This window comes from Diaphorobacter sp. HDW4A, assembly GCF_011305995.1.
GTDB lineage: Bacteria > Pseudomonadota > Gammaproteobacteria > Burkholderiales > Burkholderiaceae_C > Diaphorobacter_A.
Genome location: NZ_CP049910.1, coordinates 4,330,634 through 4,341,977 on the forward strand (window position 1 = coordinate 4,330,634; position 11,344 = coordinate 4,341,977).

The 11,344-nt window shown below is 64.5% G+C and carries 11 protein-coding genes; 9 read left to right on the plus strand and 2 right to left on the minus strand.

The window, feature by feature from the left end:
• Nucleotides 1-38: 38 nt before the first annotated feature.
• The gene (locus G7047_RS19875; RefSeq protein ID WP_166309359.1) at nucleotides 39-755 is read left to right on the plus strand and encodes an MgtC/SapB family protein; all 717 of its coding nucleotides are present in this window, start codon (nucleotides 39-41) and stop codon (nucleotides 753-755) included.
• Nucleotides 756-976: 221 nt separating this feature from the next.
• Here G7047_RS19875 and ruvB read toward each other — a convergent pair whose 3' ends face one another.
• Both ruvB and G7047_RS19885 read right to left on the minus strand, forming a co-directional pair.
• Entirely contained in the window at nucleotides 977-2,032 is a 1,056-nt protein-coding gene (gene ruvB, locus G7047_RS19880; protein ID WP_166309362.1) for a Holliday junction branch migration DNA helicase RuvB, read from the minus strand.
• 54 nt (nucleotides 2,033-2,086) lie between these two features.
• A complete protein-coding gene (locus tag G7047_RS19885; protein WP_166309364.1) occupies nucleotides 2,087-2,761 on the minus strand; it encodes a GntR family transcriptional regulator in 675 nt (224 codons plus the stop codon).
• 357 nt (nucleotides 2,762-3,118) lie between these two features.
• On the opposite strand from G7047_RS19885, the gene G7047_RS19890 reads away from it, so the two are divergent.
• The 8 genes from G7047_RS19890 (at nucleotide 3,119) to G7047_RS19925 (ending at nucleotide 11,312) form a co-directional block, all read left to right on the plus strand.
• Nucleotides 3,119-3,838: a DUF969 domain-containing protein gene (locus G7047_RS19890; protein ID WP_166309366.1), complete on the plus strand. Its 720-nt coding sequence runs from the start codon at nucleotides 3,119-3,121 to the stop codon at nucleotides 3,836-3,838.
• Nucleotides 3,839-3,846: 8 nt separating this feature from the next.
• Nucleotides 3,847-4,800, plus strand: a complete 954-nt coding sequence (locus tag G7047_RS19895; RefSeq protein ID WP_166309368.1) for a DUF979 domain-containing protein — start codon at nucleotides 3,847-3,849, stop codon at nucleotides 4,798-4,800.
• 26 nt (nucleotides 4,801-4,826) lie between these two features.
• Nucleotides 4,827-5,492: a pyroglutamyl-peptidase I gene (pcp, locus tag G7047_RS19900; RefSeq protein WP_166309370.1), complete on the plus strand. Its 666-nt coding sequence runs from the start codon at nucleotides 4,827-4,829 to the stop codon at nucleotides 5,490-5,492.
• 31 nt (nucleotides 5,493-5,523) lie between these two features.
• A complete protein-coding gene (locus G7047_RS19905) occupies nucleotides 5,524-6,282 on the plus strand; it encodes a LamB/YcsF family protein (RefSeq protein WP_166312166.1) in 759 nt (252 codons plus the stop codon).
• Nucleotides 6,283-6,322: 40 nt separating this feature from the next.
• Nucleotides 6,323-7,924, plus strand: a complete 1,602-nt coding sequence (locus tag G7047_RS19910) for a 5-oxoprolinase/urea amidolyase family protein (RefSeq protein ID WP_166312167.1) — start codon at nucleotides 6,323-6,325, stop codon at nucleotides 7,922-7,924.
• 13 nt (nucleotides 7,925-7,937) lie between these two features.
• On the plus strand, nucleotides 7,938-9,662 hold the full coding sequence (locus G7047_RS19915) for a biotin carboxylase N-terminal domain-containing protein (RefSeq protein ID WP_166309372.1): 1,725 nt from the start codon (nucleotides 7,938-7,940) through the stop codon (nucleotides 9,660-9,662).
• 143 nt (nucleotides 9,663-9,805) lie between these two features.
• Nucleotides 9,806-10,465, plus strand: coding sequence for a glutathione S-transferase family protein (locus G7047_RS19920; protein WP_166309374.1), 660 nt, complete (start codon nucleotides 9,806-9,808; stop codon nucleotides 10,463-10,465).
• A 214-nt stretch (nucleotides 10,466-10,679) separates the two neighbouring features.
• On the plus strand, nucleotides 10,680-11,312 hold the full coding sequence (locus tag G7047_RS19925; RefSeq protein WP_166309376.1) for a DUF2760 domain-containing protein: 633 nt from the start codon (nucleotides 10,680-10,682) through the stop codon (nucleotides 11,310-11,312).
• Nucleotides 11,313-11,344 lie beyond the last annotated feature (32 nt).

Below are 11,344 nucleotides of genomic sequence, written 5' to 3' on the forward strand. Positions count from 1 at the left end.
GCGACAACGACTACAACAACACCAGGACCGCGCATCGCATGCAAGCCCTCCACAACCTCAACGCGGAAGCGGCGCTCAACACGCTGGTCAGCCTGTTCTTCGCCTTCGTCTTCGGCAGCGCCATCGGCCTCGAACGCCAGATCCGACAACGCACGGCGGGCCTGCGCACCAACACGCTGGTGGCAGTCGGTGCGGCCGTGTTCGTCGACTTGGCGATGCGCCTTGGCGGCGCAGACGGCGCCACCCGCGTGATCGCCTACGTGGTCTCCGGCGTGGGCTTTCTCGGCGCCGGATCGATCATGAAAGAAGGCGCCAACGTCACCGGCCTGAACACCGCAGCCACGCTCTGGGGCTCGGCCGCAGTGGGTGCCTGCTGCGGCTCGAGCATGATCCTCGAAGCCTTCATGGCGACCTTGTTCGTGCTCGCCTCCAACACACTGCTGCGCCCGGTGGTCAACACCATCAACCGCCGACCGGTGAACGAGGAAGCGGGCGAGGCGATCTACTACGTCTATGCGATCTGCAGCAGCAGCGTGCAGGCGGCGGTGCGCGAACGGATGCTCGCGCTGCTCGATGCTGCGAACTACCCGGCGCGCTCGGTGGAGAAGCATGCGTTCGGCCCGAACGATACGGAGATCGAGATCGTGCTGCATGCCACTTCGGTGGATGCGGATGAGCTGGATGGGGTGGTCAAGCAGATTGAGGCGTTGCCTGGAGTTTTGCAGGCGTTCTGGAATTCCAGTACGGAGAAGTAGGGTTCGGCGGCCTCTGTTGCGGCTCGCCGGTCTTTTCCGTTTATTTCTTTGGCGCCTGTCGGGGTGCTGCTTACGGAGGCCGGGACTGCCCCCGGCGGGGCAATCACTTTTTGCTTGCGCGCAAAAGGTAACTCCGCCGCCGGGCGGAACTCCCGGCCTCCGTAAACAACCACCCAGCAGAAGCAAAAGAATCCAAAGAAAACCCCGAGGCTCTCAGAGCCTCAAAACAACCCACCCACCCCACTGGGCGCCGCAACCCCCAGATGCCGAAACGCCGCAGCCGTAGCCACCCGCCCGCGCGGCGTCCTCTGCAGATACCCCTGCTGAATCAGATAAGGCTCGATCACATCCTCGATCGTCCCACTCTCCTCGCCGATGCTCGCGGCAATATTGTCCAGCCCCACAGGCCCGCCATCAAAGCGATGAATCACCGCTTCCAGCAGCTTCCTGTCCATCACATCGAAGCCTTGCGGATCGACGTCGAGCATGGTCAGCGCGCGCTGTGCGATGTCCAGCGTGATGCGGCCGTCGCCCTTCACGTCCGCGTAGTCGCGCACACGGCGCAGCAAACGGTTGGCGATGCGGGGGGTGCCGCGCGAGCGACGGGCGATTTCAAAACCGCCTTGCTCGTCAATCGGCACGTCCAGCAAACCGGCGCTGCGGCGCACGATCAGTGCCAGCTCTTCCGGCGTGTAGAACTCCAGGCGTGCGACGATGCCGAAGCGGTCGCGCAGCGGGTTGGTCAGCATGCCTGCGCGCGTGGTGGCGCCGACCAGCGTGAAGGGTTGCAGATCGAGCTTGATCGAGCGGGCCGCCGGGCCTTCGCCGATCATGATGTCGATCTGGTAATCCTCGAGCGCGGGGTACAGAATTTCCTCGACGACCGGCGACAGGCGGTGGATTTCGTCGATGAAGAGCACGTCGTTGCGTTCCAGATTGGTCAGCAGCGCGGCGAGGTCCTTGGGTTTTTCGAGCACCGGGCCCGAGGTCTGGCGCAGGTTCACGCCGAGCTCGGCAGCGATGATGTGGGAAAGCGTCGTCTTGCCCAGACCCGGCGGGCCGAACAGCAGCACATGGTCTAGCGCTTCCGAGCGCTTTCGGGCCGCGCCGATGAAGATTTCGAGCTGCTCGCGCGCCTTGGCCTGGCCGACGTATTCTTGCAGCAGCTTCGGGCGCAGCGCGCGTTCAAGGGCATCTTCCTGCGGGGATGCGGGCGCGGCGGAAACCACGCGCTGCTGGGGTGGAATGGGAGCGAAATCGTCGGTGTGGATGGTCATGCGGGCATCAGGAAAAACGGCCTCGGCGCAAAGTTCGCGAAGCCGTGACTCACATTATCCCTTGATGCCCTTTTCCGCCAATCGGCGCGCATAGGCCGCGAGGATCAATCGTTCGGAGTGCACCAGATAGTTGTTGAGCGACTGCGACGCCTCCACGGGTTTGCCGGACTCGAACAGCGCAAGAATCTGCTGGTTCATGTCCACATAGGGGGCATGCAGAAAGTGCGGGTCCTGCATCAGGCCAAAGGCCACGCGCAGTTCAGCGAGCAGGTGCGAGAACATCACGTTCAGACGCTCGCTGTCGGCCAACTCGACCACCGCCTTGTGAAACGCCATGTTGGCCGTGCCCACACCCAGCCAGTCTTCTTCAGCTCGACTGGCCTGGGCCTTCTGCACGGCCTCACGCATGTGCTCGCGCGCCGGGTGCATGGGATAGCCCTGGGCCAGTGCCTGACACTCGATCATGCGGCGCACACGGTAGATATCGATGATCGACGCCATGCTCGGCACCACGACCGAGACGCCTTTGTTCGGCTCGTGCGACAGCAAGCCTTCCTTGGTCAGCACACGAAACGCCTCGCGCACCGTGCTGCGGGAGATCTCGAGGCTCTCGCACAACGCAGCCTCCGAGAGGCGCTGGCCCGGCGCCCACTCCCCCAGGATGAGCCGCTCGCGCAACAGCTCTGCGATGCGATCGGTGAGGTTCTGAGCGTCTGTGGTGCGGGACATGTCCTGAGGCTTCTTGTTCAGTGATTTCCGCAGTGTATCCATGCCACTCCCTTCACATAGTGATCCCACGGGAAAGCCAAAAAAGCGACGTACCTCGGGAAGAACCCGCTCGAAGTTACAAATAGTAGGGGTTTCACCTATGCCGATTGGTGCATTGTCTTATGAAAATACTGCATTGTCAGACAATTGATTTTTGCTTGTAAAACAAAGCTCATGAAAACGACTGTCATTGCAGACTGAATTTCCGGGTTTTCTCTCCGTACCACCTGACAAACAGCCCGAAACCCCTTTCTACCATCCGTGGTTCCGGCTCGATTCAGCCCATTTCACCCGTCGCCGTCATTAGAAGGAAACAACATGCCAACCGACGTCAATCTCTGGCCGCTCATAGGCGTGGCCATCATCATTGCGGGCTTCGTGCTGCGCTTCAATCCGATGCTGGTCGTGATCGTCACCGCCATCGGAACAGCGCTCGCCGCAGGCTTTCCGATCGAAAAGGTGCTGACCACCATTGGCACCGGCTTCGTGAAGACCCGCAATCTGCCACTCATCATCCTGTTGCCGCTGGCCATCATCGGCCTGCTCGAGCGCCACGGCCTGCGCCAACATGCGCAGCGCTGGATCTCCAACATCAAGTCAGCCACCGCCGGGCGCTTGTTCATCGTCTATCTGGCCGCTCGCCAGTTGACCGCCGCCGTCGGCCTGACCAGCCTCGGCGGTCATCCACAGATGGTGCGTCCGCTGCTCGCCCCGATGGCGGAAGGCGCCACCGAAAACCGCTACGGCAAGCTCTCGCAGAAGGTGCGCGACAAGCTGCGCGCATTCTCGGCCGCCACGGACAACGTGGGTCTGTTCTTCGGTGAAGACATCTTCGTGGCGTTCGGCGCCATCGTGCTGATGGCCACCTTCCTCAAGGAAGCAGGCATCGACGTCGAGCCGATCCACATCGCACTCTGGGGCATTCCCACCGCCATCTGCGCCTTCCTGATCCACGCAATCCGCCTGTACCGCCTCGACCATTCCCTGGCCAAGGAAATCGCCGCTGAATCTGCAGCTTCGTCCAACCCAGCCAAGTGAGCACGAACATGACGCTGACGATTCAACACCTCTACTACCTGATCGGCTTCATCCTGGCCGTCACGGCGCTGCTCACGGTTCGCGATGCGACCAATCCGCGCCGCTTCTCCAGCGCCGCTTTCTGGGCGATCTATGCAGTCGTGTTCCTCGCGGGCGACGTGATTCCGCCCATGTGGATTGGCCTGATGGCCGTGATCATGGCCGTGATCGCGGGCTTTGGCGGCGTCGCAGGTGGCAAACACCAGCCGCGCACTGATGCGCAATATCTGGAAAGCGCCAAGCGCCTAGGCAACAAACTCTTCGTGCCAGCCCTCGCGATTCCGCTGATCACCATGATCGGTACGCTGTCGGCCAAACACCTCATCATCGGCGGCACACCGCTGCTCGACCCCAAGAACACCACGCTGGTGAGCCTGGGCGTAGGCTGCGTGGTGGCACTGGCTCTGGCCTGCTGGATGACACGCGAAACGCCCGTGCAGGGCATGCGCGAATCCTGGCGCCTCACCGACGCGCTCGGCTGGGCGCTGGTATTGCCGCAGATGCTGGGCATGCTCGGCCTCGTGTTCTCGGACGCGGGCGTGGGCAAGGCCGTGGCCTATGTGACGACCACCTACATCAACATGGACATCAGGTTCATCGCCGTCGCGGTCTATGTCATCGGCATGGCGCTGTTCACCGTCATCATGGGCAATGGCTTCGCCGCTTTCCCGGTGATGACCGGTGGCGTGGGCGTGCCGGTGCTGGTGCACCACTTCGGTGGCGACCCGGCCGTGATGGCCGCCGTGGGCATGCTCTCGGGCTACTGCGGCACACTGATGACGCCGATGGCCGCGAACTTCAACCTCGTGCCCGCAGCGCTGCTGGAAATCGACAAGAACGCGGTGATCAAGGCGCAGATTCCCACAGCGCTCTTGCTTCTGGCCGCCAATGTGTTCATCCTGTATTTCCTGATGTTCCGCTGAACGTTAGATAGAGAGAGGACCCACGCATGGCAACCCGCAAACGCCGCATTCTGTTGACCGGCTTCGAACCCTTCGGCGAGGACGCCGTCAATCCGTCATGGGAAATCGCCCGCGCGCTGGATGGCGAAGTCATCGAAGGTGCCACCGTGCACGGCGTGCAGTTGCCCTGCGTGTTCGGCGCCTCGATCGAGGTACTCGACAGGGCGATTGCCGAGTTCAAGCCGGTGCTCGTCATCAGCCTCGGCTACGCAGCCAACCGCTCGGACATCACGCCAGAGCGCGTGGGCATCAACATCGACGATGCCCGCATCCCCGACAACGCGGGCCAGCGTCCCATCGACGCACCCGTGGTGGCAGGCGGCCCGCCCGCCTATTTCTGCAGCCTGCCCATCAAAGCCATGACCAAGGCCATGCGCGATGCGGGCGTGGCGGCAACGGTCTCCAACACCGCCGGCACCTTCGTGTGCAACCACATCTGCTACGCAGTGATGGACCGCCTCACCAAGGGCGCGGCGCCCAAGGGCACGCGCGGCGGCTTCATCCACGTGCCTCCGCTGCCCGAGCAGAAAAGCCGCACCGAAGGCACGCGCGCCATGGAACTGGCAGAGCAGGTCCGGGGCATCCGCATCGCCATCGCCGCCGCCATGACCACCAAAGAAGACCTGCACCTGAGCGCAGGCCAGATCTCCTGATCGCCACACCAAAGAACTGGACACCATCATGATGAAAATGGACCTCAACAGCGACCTCGGCGAGAGCTTCGGCGCATGGAGCATGGGCGACGACGCCGCGATGCTCGACATCGTGAGCAGCGCCAACGTAGCCTGTGGTTTTCACGCGGGCGACCCGGCCGGCATCCTCAAGACACTCCAAGCCGCGACGGCGCGCAACGTCACAGTCGGCGCGCATGTGGCCTACCCCGATCTGGTCGGCTTCGGCCGCCGCAACATGGACATCGCGAGCAGCGACCTGACCGCCAGCGTGATCTACCAGATCGGCGCTCTGCAGGGCCTCGCGCAGGCTGCGGGCACGACCGTGAAATATGTGAAACCGCACGGCGCGCTGTACAACAAGATCGCCCAGGACAAGCGCCAGGCGAGCGATGTGATCAAGGCGCTGCTGGAACTCGACAAGTCACTGGTGCTGGTCGCGCTCGCGGGCGCGCCGCTGATCCAGTGGGCGCGCGAAGCGGGTCTCACCGTCGTCGCCGAAGCCTTTGCCGACCGCGCCTACACGCCGGGAGGCGAACTGGTTTCGCGCACCCTGCCGGGTGCCGTGCTGCACGACGAGGCCGACATCACCGAACGCATGGTCAAGCTGGTGCGCGAAGGCGCGGTGACCGCCATTGACGGCAGCACCGTGCGCATCGAGGCGGACTCGATCTGCGTACACGGCGACAGCCCCGGCGCCGTCTCCATCGCGCGCAATCTGCGCGAGCGCTTCACGCGCGAGGGCATCGCGATCGCCTCGTTCGTGCAATGAAGAATCCGGAAAGCGCACGATGAACGTTGCAAAGAACACCATGCGATTCCTGCCCGTCAACCGCAATGCGTTGATGGTGGAACTCGCAGATCTGGACGACACGCTGGCGCTCTTGGCATCGCTGCAGCGCACGCCGGTGCACGGCGTGCAAGAGCTGGTTCCGGCCGCCAAGACCATTCTTGTGTACTTCCGCGCGTCAGCCACCACGGCCGCGCAGGTGGTGAATGAGATCGCATTGCGCAAACTTGATGCCCGCGCCGAGCGCAGCGACGTGCTCGTGGAAATCCCTGTGCACTACAACGGCGAGGACCTGGCCGATGTGGCGCAGATCCTCGGCATCAGCCAGGAAGAGGTCATCGCCCGCCACACCGGCAGCGAATACACCGTGGCCTTCACCGGCTTCGCGCCGGGCTTTGGCTACCTGAGCGGCGGCGACCCGATCTTCAACGTACCGCGCCGCAGCTCGCCGCGCACCAAGGTGCCTGCGGGTTCCGTCGCGCTCGCGGGCACTTTCAGCGCAGTCTACCCACAGGCCAGCCCCGGCGGCTGGCAGTTGCTCGGCGTGACCGAAACACCGATGTGGGACCTCTCGCGCCCCCTGCCCGCGCTACTGCAGCCGGGCTACCGCGTGAAGTTCGTGGACGCAGCCAAGCTTCCCGCTGCTGCGGACAACACCGCCACCAAGTTTGCAGAAGCACCCGCAGCTCCTGCCACCAGCCATGCGCTCGTGGTGCGCGCGACCGGCCTGCTCACCCTGTTCCAGGACACCGGCCGCCATGGCCAGGCGGGTCAGGGCGTATCGGCTTCGGGGGCAATGGACCAGGTCGCGCTCAAGACCGCCAACCGCCTCGTCGGCAACGCCAGCCATGTCGCGGCGCTCGAGACCGTGGGCGGCGGCCTGCAGCTCAAGAGCCGTGGCGACAACGTGGTTGCGGTGACGGGTGCGGATGCGCCCCTCATGATCACCACTGCCGACGGCCAGCGCTGGAATGCCTCGCGCTATACCCCCATTTCGATGGCCGACGGCGACACACTCGCCATCGCCCAGCCGGTGACGGGCGCACGCTGCTATGTGGCGGTGCGCGGCGGCTTCGACGTGACGCCCATCCTCGACAGCTGCGCCACCGACACCCTTGCCAACGTGGGTCCCGCGCCCCTCAAGGCGGGCGATGTGCTGGGTGTTCACAGCGCTGCCGGCCAGATCGTCGGCGACACCGCACTGCCGCCCGATGACCTGCCCACACTCGACAACGACGTAGTGCTCGACATCGAGTTCGGCCCGCGCACCGACTGGTTCACGCCCGAGGCCGTGGAGCTGCTGTGCACGCAGCGGTGGCAGGTCACGCCGCAGTCCAACCGCGTGGGCCTGCGCGTTGCGGGCGACGTGCCACTCACGCGCACCATCACCGCCGAGCTGCCCAGCGAAGGCACGCCGCTCGGCGCGCTGCAGGTGCCCGCCAACGGCCAGCCGGTGCTGTTCCTTGCCGACCATCCGCTGACCGGCGGCTACCCCGTGATCGCCTGTGTCGCCCCGCACCACCTCGACCGCGCGGGCCAGATCCCCGTGGGCGCGTGGCTGCGCTTCAACCCCATTCGCCGGTTCAGCGAGCTGACTCCCGCTGCATCCGCCACCAACACCTGAAGAGAACATCACCATGAAAAAAGTACTGATTGCCAACCGTGGTGAGATCGCCGTCCGGGTGGTCCGCGCCTGCGCCGACTACGGTGTGAAATCCGTCGCCATCTATGCCGATTCCGACATCGACGCGCAGCATGTGCGCATGGCTGACGAGGCCTATGGCCTGGCGGGCGAACGCCCTGCGGACAGTTATCTGAACATCGCCAAGATCATCGACATCGCCAAGAAAAGCGGCGCCGATGCGGTGCACCCCGGCTACGGTTTTCTGTCGGAAAGCGAAGCCTTTGCGCGTTCCGTTCTCGATGCGGGCCTGATCTGGATCGGCCCCAAGCCCGAGACCATCGCCCTGCTCGGCGACAAGGTCAGCGCGCGCAAGGTGGCGCTTGACGTCGGCGCACCGCTGGTCGCGGGCACCAAGGACCCGGTGAAGGACGCGAGCGACGTGCTGGCATTTGCCGAAGAGCACGGCCTGCCCATCATCATCAAGGCTGCGTTCGGCGGCGGTGGTCGCGGCATGAAGATCGCGTGGCGCATGGACGAGGTCGAAGAATTGTTCGCCTCCGCCACGCGCGAGGCCATCACCGCCTTCGGTCGCGGCGAGTGCTTCGTCGAGCAGTTCCTCGACAAGCCGCGCCACATCGAAGCCCAGGTGATCGCCGACACGCACGGCAACGTGGTGGTGCTCGGCACGCGCGACTGCTCGCTGCAGCGCCGCAACCAGAAGCTGGTCGAAGAAGCGCCCGCGCCCTTCATCAGCGACGAACAGCGCGAGCGCATCCACCAATCCGCACGCGCCATCTGCGCCAAGGCCGGCTATGTGAGCGCGGGCACGGTGGAATATCTGTTGAGCCAGAGCGGCGCGATCTCGTTCCTCGAAGTCAACACCCGCCTGCAGGTCGAGCACCCAGTGACCGAGCAGACCACCGGCGTCGACCTCGTCGTCGAGCAGCTGCGCGTGGCCGACGGCCTGCCGCTGTCAATCACCGAAACGCCGAAGCCCACCAGCCACTCCTTCGAATTCCGCATCAACGCAGAAGACGTGGGTCGCGGCTTTCTGCCCACGCCCGGCAAGATCACCCGCTTCGACGCCCCGAGCGGCCCCGGCGTGCGTGTCGATTCAGGCGTGCAGACCGGCTCGGTGATCTCGGGCTCGTTCGACTCGATGATGGCCAAGCTCATCGTCACCGGCGCGACCCGTGAACAGGCCCTCGTGCGCGCGCGCCGCGCATTGAAGGAATTCCAGATCGAAGGCGTGGCCTCGGTCCTGCCGTTCCACCGCGCCGTGGTGAATCAGGCCGACTTCGTGGGCGCAGACGGCTTCAAGGTCCACACCCGCTGGATCGAAACCGAGTTTACGGAACCTTTGGCCGCCGCTGTGCGCGCCGAGCCCCTTGCGGACATCACACTTACCCGCACCGCCATCGAGATCGACGGCAAGCGCGTCTGCCTCGGCCTGCCCGCCGTGCTGCTGCAAGGACTTGCCGCCGCGCCCGGCGTACCCAACCAGGCCGCACCGGCCCCGGCCGTCGATCCGAACACCGTCGAATCCCCCATCGCTGGCAACCTGCACGCCTGGAAGGTGCAGGACGGCGACACCGTGAACGAAGGCGACGTGATTGCGGTGATGGAAGCGATGAAGATGGAAATGCAGGTGACCGCGCACCGCAGCGGAAAGATCACGCTGCTGGCAAACGCCGGTACGGCGCAGACGCTAGGGGCGGCGCTGGCGCGGATTGACTGAGAGGATCCACCGAGTCTGAGGGGCCAGGTCGGCGGCAAGGACTGAGAGCAAAATTGCGGGCGTGACATTGGCAGCCACTCTGGCCGAGACTGATGTCCACACACACTTTGCATTGGACGCACTCACAGTCGAAAGGAGCCCCCATGCCCCTCGCCCTCTATGGCCACCCCTTCTCCTCCTACACCCAGAAGGCCCTGATCGCGCTCTACGAAAACCGGACGCCGTTCGAGTTCCGGTGCATCGGCCCTGAATATCCCGAGCACATCATCGACTGGTCCGCACGCTGGCCGCTGCGCAAATTTCCGGTGCTGGTGGACGACGGCCGCACGGTGGCCGAGAGCAGCATCGTCATCGAACATCTGCAGCTGCACCACCCCGGCCCGGTGCGCCTGATTCCCGCCGACGCCGACGCGGCGCTCGAAGTGCGCTTCATGGACCGCTTTTTCGACCTGCATGTGATGGCCCCGATGCAGGCCGCCGTGTTCGGCGCGCTTTCGGGCGACGAGGCGAAGCGCCGCGACGGCATGGCGCAGGCTGAGGACAAGCTCGCCATCGCCTACCGCTGGCTTGAGGAAACGCTGGTCGGACGCCCCTGGGCCGCGGGCAACGATTTCAGCATGGCCGACTGCGCGGCCGCGCCTTCGCTGTTCTATGCGGACTGGACGGTGGCGATTCCGGATGATCATCCCCACCTCAAGGCCTACCGAGCCCGGCTGCTCGCACGCCCGTCCTTCGCCCGTGCGGTGGACGAGGGACGACCGTTCCGGCACTTCTTTCCGCTGGGTGCGCCGAATCGGGATTGAACCGCCTCGCTCCATTGCGAAGCCCCGCGACAACACTAGGGTAGAGTGCTTTCGGTAACATTGCACCCCTCGCGTGCGCGCGTGCACGCCCCTTTTCCGCTTTTCTTTTCTTGCGATTTGGCCTTTCGCGCGCAAACGACCTATTTGCTTTTCTCTCTGCTCCTGCGCATCGCTCAGCAGAGATTCAACCCGGACTCACTTCGGGACCCACGATATGACCCAACAGAATCCCCCCTCGTTTTTCAGTCGCATCGCGATTGCCATCGGCAGTTTTTTTGCCATTCTGGGCAATGCGCGTCTGGCTGGCGACGTCACCCGTCTGCGCGGCGGCGAAGCGCTGGCCGCCGATGTGCCCACACCCGAGCCCCGGGAAGTGCGCATCGAAGTGCCGGTTGAAAAGATCGTCGAGACCCGCGTGGAAGTACCCGTCGAGAAGATCATCGAGCGCACGGTGCAGATCCGCGTGCCCACCGACACGGCCGCACTGCAGGTGCTCGGCCTGATGCAGCGCGAGGCGCGCTTCGTGGACTTCATTCAGGAAGACGTGAAGAACTACACCGACGCCGAGATCGGCGCGGCCGCACGCGTGGTGCATGAAGGCTGCCGCAAGGTGCTCAAGGAACACTTCACGCTCGTGCCGGTGCAGAGCGAAGCCGAAGGCAGCCGCATCGCTGTGGCACCCGGTTTCGACACCACCGCGATCCGCCTGACCGGCAATGTCGTGGGGCAGGCCCCCTTCACCGGCACGCTCACGCACCGAGGCTGGAAGGTGGTGCAGATGCAGTTGCCGCAGTTGACCGATGAAAAGGCCGCCGAAATCGTGGCTCAGGCCGAAGTGGAGTTGTGACTCCCCCTGAGTCGCTTCGCGCCGTCCTCCTG

Bases quoted from the DNA above. Each gene is read 5' to 3' on its own strand.
- G7047_RS19895 (WP_166309368.1), top strand. From the start codon at position 3,847: ATGACGCTGACGATTCAACACCTCTACTACCTGATCGGCTTCATCCTG.
- G7047_RS19910 (WP_166312167.1), top strand. From the start codon at position 6,323: ATGCGATTCCTGCCCGTCAACCGCAATGCGTTGATGGTGGAACTCGCA.
- pcp (WP_166309370.1), top strand. From the start codon at position 4,827: ATGGCAACCCGCAAACGCCGCATTCTGTTGACCGGCTTCGAACCCTTC.
- G7047_RS19885 (WP_166309364.1), bottom strand. From the start codon at position 2,761: ATGTCCCGCACCACAGACGCTCAGAACCTCACCGATCGCATCGCAGAG.
- ruvB (WP_166309362.1), bottom strand. From the start codon at position 2,032: ATGACCATCCACACCGACGATTTCGCTCCCATTCCACCCCAGCAGCGC.
- G7047_RS19925 (WP_166309376.1), top strand. From the start codon at position 10,680: ATGACCCAACAGAATCCCCCCTCGTTTTTCAGTCGCATCGCGATTGCC.
- G7047_RS19920 (WP_166309374.1), top strand. From the start codon at position 9,806: ATGCCCCTCGCCCTCTATGGCCACCCCTTCTCCTCCTACACCCAGAAG.
- G7047_RS19905 (WP_166312166.1), top strand. From the start codon at position 5,524: ATGAAAATGGACCTCAACAGCGACCTCGGCGAGAGCTTCGGCGCATGG.
- G7047_RS19890 (WP_166309366.1), top strand. From the start codon at position 3,119: ATGCCAACCGACGTCAATCTCTGGCCGCTCATAGGCGTGGCCATCATC.
- G7047_RS19875 (WP_166309359.1), top strand. From the start codon at position 39: ATGCAAGCCCTCCACAACCTCAACGCGGAAGCGGCGCTCAACACGCTG.
- G7047_RS19915 (WP_166309372.1), top strand. From the start codon at position 7,938: ATGAAAAAAGTACTGATTGCCAACCGTGGTGAGATCGCCGTCCGGGTG.